We start from the raw sequence: 19,226 nt of genomic DNA, 5'->3' as shown, positions 1-19,226 counted from the left end.
ATGCCCGTATCGATCGATACGGGCATTGTCTTTGGCTTGCACTCAGACTGCGAGGCTTTCACACAGTCTGCCAGTGCGGGGCTTTTTCATTCGTGGGCGTTACAGCCGCTCCAGGGTTCGCAGCAGCACATCGACCTTGGTCAGCGATTCCTCGTACTCGGCTTCCCAGTTCGAGTCGGCAACGATGCCGCCGCCGCCCCAGCAACTGGCCTGGCCGTCTTTCACCAGCACAGTGCGGATAGTGATGGAGCTGTCCAACTCGCCGCGCACGTCGAGGTAGAACAGGCTGCCGCAGTAGATGCTGCGCCGGGTCGGTTCGAGTTCGTCGATGATCTGCATGGCACGGATCTTCGGCGCACCGGTGATGGAGCCACCGGGGAAGCTGCCGAGCAGCAGGTCGAGGGCGTCCTTGTCCGGCGCCAGTTCGCCGGTGACGCTGCTGACCAGGTGGTGGACGTTGGGGTAGCTCTCCAGGGCGAACAACTCCGGCACTCGCACACTGCCTGGGGTGCAGCTGCGCCCCAGGTCGTTGCGCAGCAGGTCGACGATCATCAGGTTCTCCGCGCGGTCCTTCTCGCTGGCCAGCAGCGCTTCGGCGTTCGCTGCGTCCTCTTCCGGCGTGCGCCCGCGCGGGCGTGTGCCCTTGATCGGGCGGGTCTCTACCTGGCGCTTGTGCATCTGGATGAAGCGTTCCGGCGACAGGCTGAGGATCGCGCCTTCGTCCAGCGCCAGGTAGCCGGCGAAGGGTGTCGGGCAGGCCTGGCGCAGCGCCTGATAGGCCAGCCACGGCGAGCCGCTGCAGGGGGCTTGGAAACGCTGGGTGTAGTTCACCTGGTAACAGTCGCCGGCAAGGATGTAGCCCTGTACGCGCTCCAGCGCTTCGCGGTACTGCGCCTTTTCCAGGTCCGGGCGGAAGCCGCGTTGCAGGCGGAAGGGCTCTTCCGCGTGTGCCGGCTCGCCGCTTTCGAACAGCGCCATCAAGCGCTGGCGCTCGTCCTGACCCAGATGCGGATGAAACACCAGCTGGCTCGTGCGCTGCTGGTGGTCGCTAATCAGCGCCCAGGTGTACAGACCGACACGCGCCTCGGGTAGACCCAGGTCGTCGGCGCTGCATTGCGGCAGCCGTTCGATGCGCCGGCCGAAGTCATAACTCAGATAGCCGATCACTCCCCCGACGAATGGCAGATCCGGAATTTCGGCCGGTTGCAGATTGCCGAGGCTCTGCAAGGCGGCTCGCAGGCGATCGAAGAAATCCTTGGCCGATTCGTCAGTGCCTGGCGCCAGTTCTGCCAATGGCCAGGCGCTCATAAGGTCATAGCGTCCACGTGTGGCCACTGGCCTGCCTGCATCAAGCAGGACGGCGCCTGGAGCCCGACTGATGCGCGTGAAATACGCGGCAGGATCTTCCCGATAGGGCAGAGGGTGTACGAGGTAATGGGACATAGGTGGGGTGAGGGCGCTCCAAGCAGGGGCTGCTGCTTGTCTGAAAAGTCCGATGCTAGAGCCGTTTCCTCGGTTTACGTAGGAAAGGCATTCTGATAAGAATTGGATTATCCCGCGGAAGCCATGCTCCGTACCACAACGATAATGAAACAGGGATATAGGCCGTGGACGTCGTGTTCAAAACCGCAGCCGGCAGCCTTTCGCGTCATCAGTCTTCGCTCCCCCAGGTGCCTGCCGATCATCTGTACCTTCCCCAGGTCCAGTCCGCACTGGACCGTTCCAAGCATTTCCGAGTCCTGCTGTTCTCTGCGCCTGCCGGTTTCGGCAAGAGTGCCGCTTTGGCGTCGCTTGCAGCTCAGCGTGAGGAACGCGGCCACCACGTGGTGTGGATTTCCCTCGAGAGTGCCGACGACGACCCGGTGCGCTTCTGCACCCGGCTGACCGAGTCGCTCGCCGCCGCCTTGCCCGGCGTTGGCGCCGATGCCCAGAGCTACCTGCAGAACACCCTGCGTGTGCCGGTCGTCGCAGTCATGGAAAGCCTGCTGATGGACCTGGCGCGTTGCGAGCAGCCGGTCCTGCTGGTGCTGGATGACTTCGATCGCATTGGCCACGAAGAAATCCTCGGTGGCCTCAACCGCCTGGTGCAGTACGCCCCGCCAGCCTTCACCCTGGCCATCGGCAGCCGTTCGCTGCCGCCGCTCAGCCTGGCCACCTGGCGCGCCAAGGGTCTGTTGCTGGAAGTCGGCCTCGAAGAGCTGCGCCTGAGCGAAGAACAGACCCGCGACTACTTCCGCCGCAGCGGTCTTGAACTGGCCGACGAATGCCTGCGCGCGCTGTACACGCAGACCGAGGGTTGGGTGATCGGGGTACACCTGGTCAGCCTGTGGCTGCGTCAGCAACCCAGCGGCACGCCCCTGAACCTCGAGGCCCTGCGCGGTGACCAGGCGGCGGTCGGTGGTTATCTACTGCGCGCGGTCTTCGAGCGCCTACCCGACGACATCCGTAGCATCCTGCTGTCTCTGAGCGTGGCCAGTCGCCTGAACGGCGACCTGGCCAATGCCCTGACTGGTCGCCAGGACGGCCAGGCCCTGCTGGAGCGCCTGGACAGCCTGCAACTCTTCCTCCTGCCGCTGGACCGCGAGCGCCAGTGGTACCGCTTCCACCAGCTGTTCGCCGACTTCCTCCGCGCGCACCTGCGCGATCGCGAGCCGGAACGCTTCAAGCAGCTGCACTTCAACGCGAGCCTGTGGTTTACCAACCACCACATGCCGACCCTGGCGATCGAACACGCCTGCCTGGCCGAAGACCCGGAAATGCTAGCCGCGCTGGTCGATGGCTACGGTCTGGAGCTGATCAACCGCGGCCAGCTGTACCTGATCTCGCGCTGGCGCCGGCACGTGCCGGACGAGATCGCCGCGCGCTATCCGATCCTGGTGCTCAGCGATGTCTGGACCCGCGCCACCGAGCTCAGCCTCGCCGAAGCCAATCGCATGCTCGACGAGCTGCTGGCGCGCTGGAGCGACGGCAAGCCGCAGTCGCCCATGGGCGACCAATACCTGTCGGCGCTGGCGGTGAAGGCCGTGCTGGCGCTGCAGAAGGACGATCTCGAACAGTGCATCGCCCTGGCGCGACGGGTGGAGAGCCAGCTGGGGCAGAACTCGGCGTTCCTCGAGTGCGCCATCCTGCTGGTCGCCGCCTTCGCCCAGGTCATGCATGGCCAGGCCGAGCAGGCCCGGCGCCTGATGGGGTTGGCGCAGCAGCGCAATCATTTCCTCGACGGCCGCTACCTGCACATGCAGCTGTCCACCATTGAGGTGATGCTGGCGCTGGAGCAAGGCCACGTGAAGCAGGCGCAGCTGCTGGTCGATCGCGTCCGCGAGCAGGCCGTGCCGCTGTTCGATCGGCGCTCCCAGGCCCTGGCCCTGCCGGCGATCACCGAGAGCCTGACGGCCTACTACCGCATGGAACTCGACGGCCTGGAAGCGCGCCTGCGCTGGGCGTTGGGGCGGGTCGACGTGATCAACCCCATCGATCTCTACGCCCAGGGCGTGCAATGCCTGGCGCGCATCCAGCGCCTGCAGGGGCGCAGCAAGGAGGCCCTGGCGACGCTCGGCCTGATGCAGGCGCTGGCGTCGCGCAACCACTCCTGGCGCATCTTCGCCATGGCGGTGGGGGAGGAGATCAACCTGATTCTCCAGGAGTCGGCCGCCGACCGCTGCAAGCGCGCCGAGCAGCGCCTCAACGGCATCGATTGGCAGAAGCTCGCTGCGTCCTATCGCCAGGGCCCGTTCAACCCGGTGCTCTGGGTACGCGGCATCAGCCGGGTGCGCCTGCTGCAGGCGCGCGGCCATTTCAGCGAAGCGCTGCACGAGATCACCCAATTGCGCGCGCTGCTGCAACCCGGCTGGCACGGTCTGCAGCGCCTGCGCCTGGACCTGCTGGCGGCGCTCAGCTACCAGCGCCTGGGCTACCAGGAGCGCGCCAACAGTCTGCTCGGCCAGTGCCTGATCGGCGCCGAGCGCGAAGGGGTGCGTAGCCTCTTCGTCGAGGAAGGCGAGGGCATCCGCCTGCTCCTCCAGCAACTCGAGTCCACCGAACGCCAGCCGGCGCTGCAGGTCTTCATTCGCGGCCTGCTGTCCGCCTGGCCGGGACAGGAAATACGCAAGGCACAGGACGTGCTCGAGGAAGGGCTGACCGACCGCGAGCGGGAAGTGGTGTGTCTGGCGGCCCAGGGACTCTCCAACGAGGAGATCGGCCAGCAGCTGTCGCTGGCCCTGGGAACCGTCAAATGGCACCTGCACAACATCTACGAGAAGCTCAAGGTGCGTAATCGGACCCAAGCGATCCGCCGTGCCCGCGAGCTGAGCCTGCTCTGACATGAACATGATGAATTCTCAGCAGCCCACGCCGCTGCTGCGCACCAAGCTGTTCCCGCCGCACGCGGATGGCGTGGCGCTGTTGCCGCGCCAGGCCTTGATCGACCGCCTGTACGGTGCGCGCAACCAGCGCGCGCTGATCCTCAGCGCGCCGGCAGGGTTCGGCAAGAGCACCATCCTCAGCCTGTTTCGCCGGCGCCTGCAGGAGAGCGGGGCGCTGGTAGCCTGGCTGTCCTGCGACGAAGGCGACAGCGAGCCGCAGCGCTTCCTGCAATATCTGGTGGCGAGCATCCGCAGCGTCGCCGAGGGCTTCGGCGCCAACACCTCGAACCTGCTGCAGTCGGACATGACGCTGCCGCTGGAGGGGCTGCTCGATGCCTTCCTCGCCGACCTCAAGCGTATCGACGGCCAGCTCTATCTGTTCCTCGACGACTTCCATCGCATTCGCCATCCGGCGCTCACGCCCGGCGCGCGCTATCTGATCGAGCACCTGCCGGACAACGTCCGCCTGGTTACCAGCACGCGCTACCGGCCACGCTTCCTGGTCGACGAACCGGCGCTGTCGCCCTGGGCCTTCTGCCTGAACGGCGCGGATCTGCGCCTGACCCGCGAAGAAGCCGACACCTATCTGCTGGAGCTCAAGGGGCTGTCTCTGGCCGAGTCCGAGCTGGCGCTGCTCTACAAGCGCACCGAAGGCTGGATCACCGCGCTGCACCTGGCCGCCCTGGCGCTGGCCCGGCACAGCGACCGCGCCGCCTTTCTGCGCGGGCTGTCCGGTACCGAACGGGACATAGCCGACTACCTCGCCGAAGACGTGCTCGCCTCGCTGCCGGCGCCGCTGCAGCAATTCCTCGACCAGACCTCCGTGCTCGACGAGTTCTGCGCCGAGCTGTGCAACGCCCTGACCGGGCGGCGCGACGGCATGGACATGCTCATGCGCCTGCAGAACGAGCAATTGTTCATCATCCCGCTGGACGACCAGCGCGAGTGGTTCCGTTACCACCACCTGTTCGCCGAGTTCCTCCACGGGCGCTTGGCGCGCAGCGCCGATCCCACGCCGTTGCTCAATGCCGCGGCGCGCTGGTGCGAGAGCCGCGACATGGCCGATCGCGCGGTGCGCTATGCGTTGCGTGCGCGTGACTACGCTTTTGCCGCCGACTTGCTGGAGCGCCAGGGCGCGCGGCTGATCGCCGGCAACCGGGTGTACAGCATCCTCGGCATGCTCGGCAGCATTCCCGCCGAGGTGATCCGCGAGCACCCGGTGTTCCAGATCTTCTATGCCTGGCAGCTGGCCTTCGAGCAGAAGTTCGCCGAGGCCGAGGCCCTCATCGAGGAGCTCAGCGCACGGCTGCTGCTGGGGCAGGGCAAGGCGCGCAACTTCGGTCTGGCCGAGTTGCTGGCGGTGGCCCAGGTACTCAAGGCGCTGGTGCTGCTCTACCAGGACAAGCTGGAGGCGAGCCTCAAGGTCTCGCGCCAGTGGCTGTCGCTGGTGCCTGCGAACCAGCCGGTGTTCCGCGCGAGCCTGGCGTGCATCCTCGCCGCTGCACACGCGCTACTGGGCGACTACGCCGAGGCGGCCGGCGCCATCGGGATCGCTCGCGAATGCCTGCGCATGGCGGACAGCGAGTACCTGCAGGTGGTGGCGAGCATGATCGAGGCGCTGATCTGCAAGGAGAGTGGCGAGCTTGAACGCGGGCGGACCATCGCCGAAAGCGCGCGCAGCCGGGTCGAGCGGGTGTTCGGCCGGCGCAGTAGGGTAGGTGGGCCGTTGTCGCTGGCCTACGCCGATATCCTCTACGAGCAGGATCGCCACGCCGCGATCCTCGCCGAACTGCCGCTCGCCACGACCTGGCGCGACGTGGCGACGCCGGTCGAGCTGATCAGTCGCGGCCAGTTGGTGATGGCCAAGGCGCGTTTCTTTGCCGGCGAGGCCGATCAGGGCCTGGCCCAACTCGACGAATGGCTGGCCGGGCTGCAATCGCCGGGTTACGAGCGAGTCAATGCGCTGGCCATGAGTTGCAAGGTGCAGCTGTTGCTTTGGCTGCGTCGACCCAACGAGGCCGAGCGCGTTTGCCTTCAACTGGCGCGACAGCTCTCGGGGCTTTCCGCGGAGCGCTTCGCTGACGCCCACGCCGCGCTGTGCCTGGCCGAGGCGCGCCTGGCGTTGTCCGAGCGGCATGCCGAGAAAGCGCAACAGCGCCTGGAAGCCTGCCTGGCGGCGACGACTTCGCCCTATCTGCGCGACCGGCGCTTGCGTCTTTCCTTGTTACTTTCTGTTGCGTATTGGCAGAAAGGTAACAGCGAAAAAGCCTTCGCACTCTTCGCGCCGACTCTCGAAGAGGCCTGGAACCAGGGCTATCGCCGCCTGTTCCAGGACGACGCGCTCTGGCTGCTGCCGTTCTGGGAGGCCTGGCGCGAAGCCGAGCCCAAGCGCGCCGCCGCCTGGCAAGGGGTGGCCGAGATGCTCCGCGAGCAGTGCCGCCGGCTCTCCGTCGACCCGGAAGGTTTCGAGGAAAATCAGGATGTTAGCCACCGCGAGCGGGAGATCCTGCGGCTGGTCGCGGCGGGCCTTTCCAATCGCGATATCGCCCAGGCGGTACATCTGTCGGAGGCCACCATCAAGTGGCACCTGCACAACCTGTTCGCCAAGTTGGGCGTGCGCAGTCGTACCCAGGCAGTTCTCAAGGGGAAGAGCCTCGGCTTGCTGAGCGAGGCGTGAAATCACGGAAGATCCGGCTCCATCCCTTGGATGGGCTGGCAGGTGGGGGTTGGACCAGTAGCTTGAAACCAGGACGCGAAGCCTGAGTGCTTCACGAATCCATGCCCGCGACACCTAGGGAAGCCGTGGCGGGTCTGGAGGGTCGGCTTGGCCGGCCAACCTGCAGCGGGGCAGGACGCCCACTGCAGTGCCCTGGGGCAAACCCACCTGAACACTGGAGAGACACAACAATGAAAAAAATCCAACAACTGGTTCTTGCAAGTGCTGTTCTGGCCGCTCCGTTCATGGCTCATGCCGACCTGAAATCCATGGATGACACCGCGCTGTCCAGCGTGACCGGTCAGGACGGCATCAGCATCGCCGGTACCTTCAACGCCTCTATCGGCGCCGTGACCTACACCGACGCCGACACCAACGGCGGCTCCCTGGTGCTGCAGGGCATCCATCTGCCGAGCGTAACCATCGCCGACAGCGCCCCGATGACCGTAGACGTGGTTACCACCACCATCGGCAGCACCCCGACCCAGCAGCTGGCTATCGGCCTGCCGACAGTCACCGGCGACGTGACCATCGACGCCATCAAGGTTGGCAGCACTGGCGCCAGCATCGGCTCGCTGACCGTCTCCAACCTGAACCTGGCCGGTTCCACCGTGAAGATCTGGGGTCACTGATCACGGTGTTCGCGTAGTACCCGATCTCGCCGGCGCCTCGCCGGCGAGGTCCATCCAGAATTCAAGGAGTGGGATGGATGTTCGAGATTCTGCTGGGGAGCCTGCTGGGGCTGTTCGGTTTCACCCAGGCGGTGGACACCAAGCCGCAACCGCAAGGCACGGTCAATCTCTCGCAGCAACTCACTCCCAACGGCCCCTTGCGTGAGTCGGTGCAGCTCGAGCCGATGAGCCAGGTGCAGTTCCGCAACGTCATTCGCCAGTCGTACGACTACAGCTGCGGCTCGGCGGCCCTGACCACGCTGCTGGACTACTACCTGGGGCGCAACCTGGAAGAGCGCCAGGTCATGGAAGGCCTTCTGAAGTACGGCGAGGCGGACAAGATCGTCCAGCGTCGCGGTTTCTCGTTGCTCGACATGAAGCGCTACGCCGCTGCACTGGGCTACAAGAGCGGTGGTTTCCGTGCCGAATTCTCCGACCTCGACTCGCTGGAAAACCCGGCGCTCGTGCCCATCCACTACGGCGGCTTCAAGCATTTCGTGGTGGTGCGTGACGTCTACAACGATCACGTTTTCGTTGCCGATCCTGCCCTGGGCAACATCAGTTTCACCCGCAGCCGCTTCGAGGCGATCTGGGACCAGAACGTCCTGTTCGTGATCTACCCCGGCGGCCAGGAGCCGAAGAACGCCCTGGCCCTGAAAGAACAGGACCTGCGCCTGGTGGATGACCGCACCGTGAGCCTGCTGGCCTTCCGCGATTTCCCGGAGCTGAGCAAGTTCGCCAGCAACCGCGTGACGGAGGCCGCCTCGAAAGGCGACGTGCAGTACATCCGCAACAAGTGAGCGCTCTTTTCATCGACCCATAAGAATAAGACCAGGGGATAGCATCATGGATTTCAGGGGGTATGCGTGCGCCGCCATACTGGCCTTGCTGGCTGGCGGCCCTGTGTTGGCCGAGGAGAAATCGGTCGACCAGGCGCGTGATGCACTGTCCAAGAAAGAGGGTGACGCCGACAGCGCCAAGGCGCTGGAGCAGGTGTTCCAGGCGGCGGAACAAAGCTACACCTTGCTGAAGAAGGGCGAGCGCACGCTCACCTATGGCTTCGACTACTCGATGATGCGCGACACCCGCATCCAGCAGGTGCGCACTGGCCAGAACGTCTACAGCGTGCTGGCGCAGAGCGAGGCGCAGCACACCTTCACCAACTCGTTCACCTTCGACTACGGCATCTGGGACAACCTGACCTTCAGCCTGCGCCTGCCGTTCGTGGCCAAGTACGACACCGAGCGCGACGTGCATGCCTACAGCCTCGGCGACATCTCCACGACGTTGCGCTGGCAGCCCTGGCCATCGGTACGCGGACGTCCCGTCACTACCTTCTACGCCACCCTCGGCCTCCCCACCGGCGACAGCCCGTACGACATGAATCCGGACAAGGACGTGTCTACCGGCAGCGGCTACTACAGCCTGGGCGTGGGCGCCAACATGTCCTACGTGATCGACCCGGTCGTGCTCTACGGCTCGCTCGGTTACACCTACAACATGCAGGTCGACAGCATCCACCAGTACCAATACAACGAGGAGCTGCAGAAGGTCACTCCGGGCGACACCCTGAACTTCGCCATGGGCATGGCCTACGCGCTGTCCTATGACGTATCGCTGGCCACCTCGTACCAGATGGCCTACCAGATGAAGAGCCACTACCACTTCGACGACCGCACGGTGGAGGCTCCGGAACAGACCAGCGCAATCATGAACTTCTCGCTCGGCCTGCGAACTTCACCCGACTACATCGTCAACGTGAACGCCGGCTTCGGCATGACCGAGGACTCGCCGGATGTCCTGCTGGGGGTTTCCCTGCCCCTGGACATCAAGGGCCTGAAACCCGACTAACCCGCGAGCGAGACCCACATGACGAAGCGCATTTCGCCACTCGTGCTGGCGATGGCTGGGGCGGGGCTTGGCTGGATTCTGCCGGCGCACGCACAACTGGCCAACGACATCACCATCGGCAACCCCAAGGCGATGGCCCTGGGCAACGCGGTGACTGCCGATTCGACCGGCATCGACGCCGTGCACTACAACCCGGCCGCGCTGACCAAACTCAAGGGCCGGCAGACCACGGTGAAGCTGGTGGCCGGCTTCATGGATATCCGCGCCGGCTTCCATGCGCCGCCAGATTATGGCTCGAGCACCTTCGGCGTGACCGACGACCCGATCGCCAACTCGCACAGCCGCACCACCACGCCGACCATGTACCTGCCAGGCCTCGGCGGCATGACCGACGTGCCGGCGCTGGTAGCGCCGCTGGCCGGCATCTCGATCAACCCGCCGGGCTCGAAATTCACCTTCGCCACCAACGTCTACACCCCGCAGGCGCTGGGCTATTCGCGCGATTCCGACAGCGATCCGGCACGCTACGATGGCCGTCGTGTATCGCTGCAGCGGCTGACCTACTTCTCGCCCTCGGTGGGCTACCAGATGAACGACGCCTGGTCGTTCGGCCTGTCGATCGGCTTCTCGCACCAGGCCATGGCGCTGGATACCGACTTCCGCAACCCGGGCATCCTCACCGGCCTGCTGGAAACCCTGCACAACACCACCTGCGTGCCGGGGGCGCAGGAAATCGTCGAGCTGGTGTTCAACGTCTGCGGCGGCAAGATCGGCCCTTACGACAAGCTGGCCAACCTCAAGCTGGACATGCAGCAGACCCTCTCGCCGAGCTACAACCTCGGCGTGCTCTGGGAGCCCAACGACTGGTTCGGCTGGGGGGCGGTGTACCAGAGCGAGTCGCGCATGAAGCTCAAGGGCAAGTACCGCGTCGACTACACCCAGGACTGGCAGGGCTTCTGGTCCGGCCTGCAGAGCTCGGTGTTCGGTGCCTTCCTCAGTCCGCTGTTCCCCAACGGCAACGTCGACGAAGAGCACGGCGTAGCCACGCTGAAGCTGACCAACCCGGACAACTTCTCCACCGGCATCAAGATTCGTCCGTTCGACAACTGGCAATTCAACGCCGACCTCAAGTGGAGCGGCTACAGCGACTGGAACAACATGACCATCGAGTTCGACAAGGAACTCGACCTGCTGCGCATCGCCAAGAACTTCGCGCCCAACGGCGCCACCGACCACAGCATCATCCTCGACCGCGGCTACCGCGACACCTGGAGCTACGCCGCCGGCGTGCAGTACGACGTGAACGACCGCCTGCAGCTGCGCGCCGGCTACGAGTACCGCCCCTCGGCGATCCCCAAGAGCAAGGCCGACGCCCTGGTGCCCATCGGCGACGCCAACCTCTACGGCCTCGGCCTGGGCTATCGCTGGGACAAGGACACCACCATCGACCTGGGCTTCAACTACTTCGTTTCCAAGCAGAGCATCAAGGCCGGCGAGAGCTGCAACCTGACCTGCACCGGGATTGACAACCTGGTGTACAACCCCTATGCCGGCATGGATGTGGACACGACGGTGAAGGCCTATATTTTCGCACTGACCTACAACACCACCTTCTGAGGACGGACAGATGCGTCGCTGCACTCCACTGGGCATTGTTCTCCTCGGCGTGGCCTTGCTGTCCGCGGGTGCGCAGGCGGGCGCCGGACGCTACCTGTCGTGGATCGACGACAGCGGGCAGGTGCACAACACCTTCGTCGACGACGACTTCAATCGCCAACAGCGCCAGGCGGCCAAGCGCATCGACCAAAGCGACCAGGCGCGCCTGCTCGACGACGGCGGCACGCGCTGGCCGGGGAGCCAGGCGGCGGGGGAGAGCAAGCGGCGTTACTTCACCTGGGTGGACGGCCAGGGCAACCTGCAGAACAGCTTCTACGCGGCCAACCAGGCGCCTGCCGGTGGCGCCGACTACGTGCTGCCCAATGGCGATCGCTCGTCCGAGTACATCGATGCCGAGGCGTACGAAGACAAGGGCTTCGTCCGCAGCCAGAACGGCAATCCGTACTACACCTGGGTCGACGAGCAGGGGCGCATGCACAACTCGCCGATCAGCCCCGAGGAGCGCGCAGCGGGCATTCGCCGCAACGACATCGCCTTCACCGAAGGGCGCCAGGTCGAGTTCGGCAAGCGTCCGCAGGCATTGCCTGGGCTCGACGGCAGCGGCGAGCAGACCGACGCCATGAAGGCGTTGCTCAAGGGTAGCGGCAAGACCCTGAACGACCTCTACCAGGACCTGCAGCGGCGCTGCTGCGAGCAGATCGGCGAGGGCGATTTCACCGAACTGAGTGCCGACGAACCGCGCTACGAGGAACTCAACAAGTTCTCGCCGAGCTTCGATTTCCCGATGGGCAAGAGCTACTACGTGGCCATGAAGCTGCCGGCGTCGCAGCAGGTCTATGGCCTGCGCGTGCGCAGCTTCGCCAACCACCAGGTGGTCTACCCGTCGCTGCTGTTCCTCGACGAACACAAGCGCCCGACCCGCCTGGTCAGCGACGCGGTGTACAAGCTCAATCCGGAGACCTGGTACCGCTACGCTTTCATCGAAGGCACGGTGCCGGTGCGCGCCAACGAAGGTGAACGCTACGTGCTGCTGCTGACCACGGATGAGGACCGTAGCCTGCAGACGCTGGACAACAAGCCCTACAAGCGGCCGCTGGAGAAGCTCGCGGTGAACGACGCCGGCATGAAGGTGCGCGACCACGGCGACCAGGGCGGTTTCGAGCTGGCGGTGATTCGCTGAGGTTGGGCGGGGGAATCCCTGTAGGAGCGGACCTTGTCCGCGATTCGCGCGCATGGCGCGCTCCTACAGGTTTTTCGCGGATGAGATCCGCTCCTACGGGCGGGGCGGCGCCGTCAGATCTCCCGCTGCGGCACGTGCCCGAACAGGCTCTGGGCGAACTTCACGCGCTGCTCCGGCGTTTCCTCAATACCCTTGGCGCGCAGGCCTTCCAGATGCGCCTCCACTGCCTGAGTTCGGCCGACCAGGCCGCAGTCGTTGGCGATCTGGATGTTCAGGCCGGGGCGTGCGTTGAGCTCGAGGATCAGCGGGCCCTTGTCCTGGTCCAGCACCATGTCCACGCCGATGTAGCCAAGGCCGCAGAGCTCGTAGCAGCCCGCGGCGAGCTTCATGAAGCCGTCCCAGAATGGCAGCTGCACGCCGTCCACCGCGTTGGCGGTGTCCGGGTGCTTGGCGATCTTGCGGTTCAGCCAGGTGCCGCGCAGGGTGCTGCCGGTGGCGAGGTCCACACCGACGCCGATGGCGCCCTGGTGCAGGTTGGCCTTGCCGTTGGACTGGCGGGTCGGCAGGCGCAGCATGGCCATCACCGGGTAGCCCATGAGGACGATGATGCGGATGTCTGGCACGCCCTCGTAGCTGATGCTCTTGAAGATCGGGTCGGGGGTGACGCGGTACTCGATCAGTGCGCGGTCACGGTGCCCGCCGAGGGAGTAGAGGCCGGTGAGGATGCTGGACAGCTGGTACTCGATCTCGTCGCGGCTGATGATCCGCCCGGAGACCGTCTTGTAGTTGCCCTCGAAGCGGTCGGCGATCACCAGGATGCCATCGCCGCCGGCGCCCTGCGCAGGCTTGATCACGAAGTCGTTGCGCTCGCCGATGATGCTGTCGAGCTTCTCGATTTCCTTCTCGGTGGAGATGATCCCGTACATCTCCGGCACCTGGATGCCGGCCTCGATGGCGCGCTCCTTGGTGATGATCTTGTCGTCGACGATCGGGTACAGGTGGCGCTTGTTGTACTTCAGCACGAAGTCCGCGTTGCGCCGGTTGATCCCCATGATGCCCTTGGCTTCCAGGGCTTTCCATCGCTTGATCAGGCCGAACATGGCTCAGTCCTTGAGGAAGGCTTTGAAGCGGAACAGCTCGGTCAGGCGGTAGCCGCGGTAGCGACCCATCGCGAGCATGAAGGCGACCAGGATCAGCAGCACCGCCGGGAAGGTGAAAACGAAGTACACCAGTTCCGGCACGCGCATCAGGATGTGCGCCAAGGTAGCCGCCACCAGGGTGCCGAGGGCCGCCTTCATCGCATGCGCGGCGCCGCGCTCCTCCCAGGTGATCGACAGGCGCTCGATGCTCATGGTCAGGATCACCATCGGGAACAGCGCCACCGACAGCCCGCTCTCGAAGCCGAGCTTGTGGCTGAGCAGGCTGATGATCGCGATCATCACCACCACGAACGTCAGCACCACCGACAGGCGCGGCAGCATCTGCAGCTTCAGGTGCTCGAGGTACGAGCGCAGCGACAGGCCCAGGGCGGTGATCACGGTGAACAGGCCGATGCCCCACTGCAGGCCGGTCTCGCGGAAGGCGAGGGCGATCAGCACAGGGGTGAAGGTGCCCAGGGTCTGGATGCCGATCAGGTTGCGCAGCACCAGGATCACCAGCACGCCGAAGGGGATCATGATCATGATCTGGAAGGTCTGCTGGGTCGACAGCGGCAGGCCGTACAGCGAGTACTCGAGGAAGGTCGCGTCGGTGTTGGCGTCGGAGATCTTCGCCAGGCGGATGGCATTCATCTCGCTGCTGTTGATGCTGAAGCTGACCTGGGCCTTCTTGCCACCGTCCACGCTCAGCAGCGGCTCGTCGCCCAGCCACCAGATCACCCGGTCGTTGGGCAGGCCGCGCTCGCCGGTCTCGGGGTTGAAGTACAGCCAGTCCTTGCCGTTGTAGCTGCGCAGCCACAATTCCGGAGTTTGCTGCTGGTTGGCCAGCAGGCGCAGGGTGTGCACCCGCTCCAGCGGCACGTGGGCGATGCCCAGCAGGGTCTCGACGATGTAGGCGCGCTTCTCCAGGCTGGTGTCGCCGGCCATCAGCAGCTTGACGTTGTCGTCGGCCTGGTTGTTGGCGCGCTTGATGGTCTCGCTGACGAAGGTCTCGATGTCGGCCGAATGCTGGCGGATCGGAGCGATCAGCGCTTCGGCAGCGATCTTCTCCGGGCCCTCCAGGGGCGGCGTGTCACGGAAGATCGGGCCTTTCTCCTTGGGCTTCTCGCCGCTGAAGCGCTTGGTCAGCACCAGGCGGTAGTAGAGGGTCTGCTTGCCGCTGGCGCGGCGCGAAGACCAGGTCACCTTACGGTTGCCGTCGGAGCGGTTGATGCTCACGCCGTAGTTGTTCGACACGAAGCTCTCGTTGAGGCTCGTGTAGTCCTGGGTCAGTGGCGGGACGAACATCTGCACCTTCACCGGCGTCTTGGGCGCAGCTTCGAAGCTGACCCGGGCGTCGATGTTCCAGAGGTCCTCGGTTTCCGCTTCGGTCATGGGAATTCCGAGGACGAAGATCTGGTACGCGGTGATCGAGATGCCCAGCAGCACCAGGGTCGCGATCAGGATCTTCAGGTGTAGGTTCAGAGAGCGCATGGGGCGTTACTCGGCAGTTTTCTTCGCAAGGGGACAGCCGGGCTGGCCGGCGGCGTATTTCAGGCTGGGATCGACCAGCGCACCGAAGCGCTTGAGCGCGTCGGAGCCGATCAGCAGCGGGTATTGGAAGGCGCTGCGATCGGTCAGGTTCACTTCGATGGTGCGGCGCACCTTGCCCAGGCAGACCTCCAGTTCGATGACCGGGCGCGCGGTGTAGGCCTTGTCTTCGTCGGGGTCGAAATCGCCGTGGCGGCGCTTGATCTTGCTGATGCGCGCCAGCGGCCGCTCGATGGGCTCGCGGTCGGCGCTGTCGGTGGCCAGGTAGAAGCGCACCCAGGTTTCGCCGTCGCGCTTGAAGCGCTTGATGTCGCGGGCGCTGAGGGAGGCGGTCTTGGCGCCAGTGTCGAGCTTGGCTGCGAGCACTTCATCGAGCTCGCCAATGTGCGCGTATTCGTTGAGGCCGTAGACGGTCTTCCCCGCGGCCTGGGCGGTTACGCCGAGCACGGGGAGCAGGAACAGCAGCAGAAGGGCGGTGAGTCTGGGTTGCATAGGTTCTGTGCACTGGGAGACCGCGAGGCCTCGGGTACGGGAGCATCCGGCAAACGCCTGGCCCGCATGCGCGCGCTGATCGTTCGGCCGCGCCGGGTAGACGCCCAGTGGAGAGCGGGCGGCATTCTAGCATGGGGCGTTTCGGCCGCGACAATCGCGCGCCATTGCACTGGCGTCAAAGGCGACGGATAACGGCAAAAGCCGGCGTTTGGCCGGCTTTTCGCGCTGTATCAGGGAGGTCGCGGGTTATTTTAGGCGGCGTTCGACACCCTTCTCGACGAGAATCTTGGCCGATATCTCCTCCACCGAGAAATGCGTGGAGTTGATGTAGGCGATGTTCTCGCGGCGGAACAGGTTCTCCACCTCGCGCACCTCGAACTCGCACTGGGCGAAGCTCGCGTAGCGGCTGTTGGGCTTGCGCTCGTGGCGAATGGCGGTCAGCCGGTCGGGGTCGATGGTCAGGCCGAACAGCTTGTGCTTGAAGGGCTTGAGCGCATTGGGCAGCTGCAGGCGCTCCATGTCTTCTTCGGTGAGCGGGTAGTTGGCGGCGCGGATGCCGTACTGCATGGCCATGTACAGGCAGGTCGGGGTCTTGCCGCAGCGCGACACGCCGACCAGGATCAGGTCGGCCTTGTCGTAGTAGTGGGTGCGCGCGCCGTCGTCGTTGTCCAGCGCGAAGTTCACGGCCTCGATGCGCTCCATGTAGTTGGTGTGCTGGCCGATGCTGTGCGACTTTCCGACGGAGTACGAGGAGTCCGCGGATAATTCCTGTTCCAATGGGGACAAAAAGGTCGAGAAGATGTCGATCATGAAGCCATTGGACTGCGCCAGGATGGCGCGGATCTCGCGGTTCACGATGGTGTCGAAGATGATCGGGCGGGCCCCGTCCGCCTCGGCAGCAGCGTTGATTTGCTGTACCATGACGCGCGCTTTTTCTTCAGAGTCGATGTAGGGTCGCGTCAGTTTGAGGAAGTTGATGTTCTCGAACTGCGCAAGGAGACTTTGGCCGAGGGTTTCGGCAGTGATGCCGGTTCCGTCGGAAATGAAGAACGCCGTACGTTTCATTGCGCTAGTGGCCTTAAGGTAGGAAGGAATCCTAGGTATGATAGGCCGCGCTTTTGCAGGGCCTTTTGCCGGGGGATTGTTACCCATTTTTCCGGCCCAGGCCAGGACGCGGCGGAGCCGCGACGGCCGTTTTGAGCTTTTCCAACATTCAGTGGAGAGATCACCTTGGTAGAGTACGTAGTTTCCCTCGATAAGCTCGGCGTCCACGATGTCGAACATGTGGGGGGCAAGAACGCATCCCTGGGCGAAATGATCAGCAACCTCGCCGGTGCTGGGGTTTCCGTTCCCGGTGGTTTCGCCACCACTGCTCAGGCCTACCGTGACTTCCTCGAGCAGAGCGGCCTGAACGATCGCATCCATGCCGCCCTGGACGCGCTCGACGTCGACGACGTCAACGCTCTGGCCAAGACCGGCGCACAGATTCGCCAGTGGGTGATGGACGCCGAATTCCCCGCCCAGCTCGACGCCGAGATCCGCAAGGCCTTCGCCGAGATGGCCGGCAACAACGCCAACATGGCCGTTGCCGTGCGCTCTTCCGCCACCGCCGAAGACCTGCCGGACGCCTCTTTCGCCGGCCAGCAGGAAACCTTCCTGAACATCCGTGGCGTGGACAACGTGATCCGCGCCACCAAGGAAGTCTTCGCCTCCCTGTTCAACGACCGCGCCATCGCCTACCGCGTGCACCAGGGCTTCGACCACAAACTGGTCGCCCTGTCCGCTGGCGTGCAGCGCATGGTCCGCTCCGAAACCGGTACCGCCGGCGTGATGTTCACCCTGGACACCGAGTCCGGCTTCCGTGACGTGGTCTTCATCACCGGCGCCTACGGCCTCGGCGAAACCGTCGTGCAGGGTGCTGTGAACCCTGACGAGTTCTACGTCCACAAGCCGACCCTGGAAGCCGGTCGCCCGGCGATCCTGCGCCGTAACCTGGGCAGCAAGGCGATCAAGATGGTCTACGGCGACGAAGCCAAGGCCGGCAAATCGGTCAAGGTCGTCGATGTGGACAAGGCCGACCGCGCGCGCTTCGCCCTGACCGATGCCGAGGTGACCGAGCTGGCCAAGCAGGCGTTGATCATCGAGAAGCACTACCAGCGCCCGATGGACATCGAGTGGGCCAAAGACGGCGACGACGGCAAGCTGTACATCGTCCAGGCTCGTCCGGAAACCGTTAAGAGCCGTTCCAGTGCCAACGTCATGGAACGCTACCTGCTCAAGGAGAAGGGCAAGGTCCTGGTTGAAGGTCGCGCCATCGGCCAGCGCATCGGCGCCGGCCCGGTCAAGGTGATCCACGACGTATCCGAGATGGACAAGGTCCAGCCGGGCGACGTGCTGGTCTCCGACATGACCGACCCGGATTGGGAGCCCGTGATGAAGCGCGCCAGCGCCATCGTCACCAACCGCGGCGGCCGTACCTGCCACGCCGCGATCATCGCCCGTGAGCTGGGTATCCCGGCTGTCGTAGGTTGTGGCAACGCCACTGCGGTCCTGAAAGACGGCCAGCGCGTGACCGTTTCCTGCGCCGAAGGCGATACCGGCCTGATCTACGAAGGCGAGCTGGGTTTCGACGTGCGCCAGAACTCGGTCGACGCCATGCCCGAACTGCCGTTCAAGATCATGATGAACGTCGGTAACCCGGACCGCGCCTTCGACTTCGCCCAGCTGCCCAACGAGGGCGTGGGCCTGGCCCGCCTGGAATTCATCATCAACCGCATGATCGGCGTGCACCCCAAGGCGCTGCTGAACTTCTCCAGCCTGCCGGCCGACATCAAGGACAGCGTCGAGAAGCGCATCGCCGGTTACGACGATCCGGTCGGCTTCTACGTCGAGAAGCTGGTCGAAGGCATCAGCACCCTGGCGGCGGCCTTCTGGCCGAAGAAGGTCATCGTGCGCCTGTCTGACTTCAAGTCCAACGAATACGCCAACCTGATCGGCGGCAAGCTCTACGAGCCGGAAGAAGAGAACCCGATGCTCGGCTTCCGTGGTGCCTCGCGCTACATCAGCGAGTCGTTCCGCGACTGCTTCGAGCTCGAATGCCGCGCGATGAAGAAGGTCCGCAACGAAATGGGCCTGACCAACGTCGAGATCATGGTGCCCTTCGTGCGTACCCTCGGCGAGGCCTCGCAAGTGGTGGAGCTGTTGGCCACCAATGGCCTCAAGCGTGGCGAGAACGGCCTGCGCGTCATCATGATGTGCGAACTGCCGTCCAACGCCCTGCTGGCTGACGAGTTCCTCGAGTACTTCGACGGCTTCTCCATCGGCTCCAACGACCTGACCCAGCTGACCCTGGGCCTGGACCGCGACTCCGGAATCGTTGCGCACCTGTTCGACGAGCGTAATCCGGCGGTGAAGAAGCTCCTGGCCAACGCCATCCAGGCGTGCAACAAGGCCGGCAAGTACATCGGCATCTGCGGTCAGGGGCCTTCGGACCATCCGGACCTGGCCAAGTGGCTGATGGAGCAGGGCATCGAAAGCGTTTCGCTGAACCCCGACTCGGTGCTCGATACCTGGTTCTTCCTGGCCGAAGGCCAAGCCTGACGTCGCGTTAAACCGTCCAAGAGGGCGGGTGCTTGCACCCGCCCTTTTTTG

13 protein-coding genes are annotated in these 19,226 nt (G+C 64.6%); 8 read left to right on the top strand and 5 right to left on the bottom strand.

Annotated features, from left to right (window positions below):
* Window positions 1-99: 99 nt before the first annotated feature.
* Window positions 100-1,443, bottom strand: a complete 1,344-nt coding sequence (gene pabB / locus ACA097_RS03245) for an aminodeoxychorismate synthase component I (protein ID WP_371368476.1) — start codon at window positions 1,441-1,443, stop codon at window positions 100-102.
* 299 nt (window positions 1,444-1,742) lie between these two features.
* Here pabB and ACA097_RS03240 point away from each other — a divergent pair, with 299 nt between their 5' ends.
* The 7 genes from ACA097_RS03240 (at window position 1,743) to ACA097_RS03210 (ending at window position 12,396) form a co-directional block, all read left to right on the top strand.
* The gene (locus ACA097_RS03240; protein ID WP_371370470.1) at window positions 1,743-4,319 is read left to right on the top strand and encodes a LuxR C-terminal-related transcriptional regulator; all 2,577 of its coding nucleotides are present in this window, start codon (window positions 1,743-1,745) and stop codon (window positions 4,317-4,319) included.
* A 1-nt stretch (window position 4,320) separates the two neighbouring features.
* Window positions 4,321-7,038, top strand: coding sequence for a LuxR C-terminal-related transcriptional regulator (locus ACA097_RS03235; protein WP_371368474.1), 2,718 nt, complete (start codon window positions 4,321-4,323; stop codon window positions 7,036-7,038).
* Between the two features lie 230 nt (window positions 7,039-7,268).
* Complete coding sequence (locus ACA097_RS03230; protein WP_043251140.1) at window positions 7,269-7,709, top strand: DUF6160 family protein; 441 nt, start codon at window positions 7,269-7,271, stop codon at window positions 7,707-7,709.
* A gap of 77 nt (window positions 7,710-7,786) precedes the next feature.
* Window positions 7,787-8,548, top strand: a complete 762-nt coding sequence (locus ACA097_RS03225) for a C39 family peptidase (RefSeq protein ID WP_371368471.1) — start codon at window positions 7,787-7,789, stop codon at window positions 8,546-8,548.
* A gap of 46 nt (window positions 8,549-8,594) precedes the next feature.
* Window positions 8,595-9,599, top strand: a complete 1,005-nt coding sequence (locus ACA097_RS03220) for a transporter (protein ID WP_160286489.1) — start codon at window positions 8,595-8,597, stop codon at window positions 9,597-9,599.
* A gap of 18 nt (window positions 9,600-9,617) precedes the next feature.
* Window positions 9,618-11,216, top strand: coding sequence for an outer membrane protein transport protein (locus ACA097_RS03215; RefSeq protein WP_043251149.1), 1,599 nt, complete (start codon window positions 9,618-9,620; stop codon window positions 11,214-11,216).
* Between the two features lie 10 nt (window positions 11,217-11,226).
* The gene (locus ACA097_RS03210; RefSeq protein WP_043251152.1) at window positions 11,227-12,396 is read left to right on the top strand and encodes a MalM family protein; all 1,170 of its coding nucleotides are present in this window, start codon (window positions 11,227-11,229) and stop codon (window positions 12,394-12,396) included.
* 113 nt (window positions 12,397-12,509) lie between these two features.
* Here ACA097_RS03210 and ACA097_RS03205 read toward each other — a convergent pair whose 3' ends face one another.
* The 4 genes from ACA097_RS03205 to ACA097_RS03190 form a co-directional block, all read right to left on the bottom strand.
* Complete coding sequence (locus tag ACA097_RS03205) at window positions 12,510-13,496, bottom strand: alpha-L-glutamate ligase-like protein (RefSeq protein WP_160286492.1); 987 nt, start codon at window positions 13,494-13,496, stop codon at window positions 12,510-12,512.
* Between the two features lie 3 nt (window positions 13,497-13,499).
* Complete coding sequence (locus tag ACA097_RS03200) at window positions 13,500-15,026, bottom strand: inactive transglutaminase family protein (RefSeq protein WP_043251158.1); 1,527 nt, start codon at window positions 15,024-15,026, stop codon at window positions 13,500-13,502.
* A 6-nt stretch (window positions 15,027-15,032) separates the two neighbouring features.
* A complete protein-coding gene (locus ACA097_RS03195) occupies window positions 15,033-15,575 on the bottom strand; it encodes an ATP-dependent zinc protease (RefSeq protein WP_160286493.1) in 543 nt (180 codons plus the stop codon).
* Window positions 15,576-15,821: 246 nt separating this feature from the next.
* The gene (locus tag ACA097_RS03190) at window positions 15,822-16,640 is read right to left on the bottom strand and encodes a pyruvate, water dikinase regulatory protein (RefSeq protein WP_043251164.1); all 819 of its coding nucleotides are present in this window, start codon (window positions 16,638-16,640) and stop codon (window positions 15,822-15,824) included.
* Window positions 16,641-16,805: 165 nt separating this feature from the next.
* Here ACA097_RS03190 and ppsA point away from each other — a divergent pair, with 165 nt between their 5' ends.
* Window positions 16,806-19,175, top strand: coding sequence for a phosphoenolpyruvate synthase (gene ppsA, locus ACA097_RS03185; protein ID WP_043251166.1), 2,370 nt, complete (start codon window positions 16,806-16,808; stop codon window positions 19,173-19,175).
* Window positions 19,176-19,226: the final 51 nt, after the last annotated feature.

Source organism: Pseudomonas sp. QL9, assembly GCF_041409665.1.
In the GTDB taxonomy this organism is placed as follows: Bacteria; Pseudomonadota; Gammaproteobacteria; order Pseudomonadales; family Pseudomonadaceae; genus Pseudomonas; species Pseudomonas knackmussii.
This window is presented reverse-complemented; position numbering and strand designations above follow the sequence as displayed.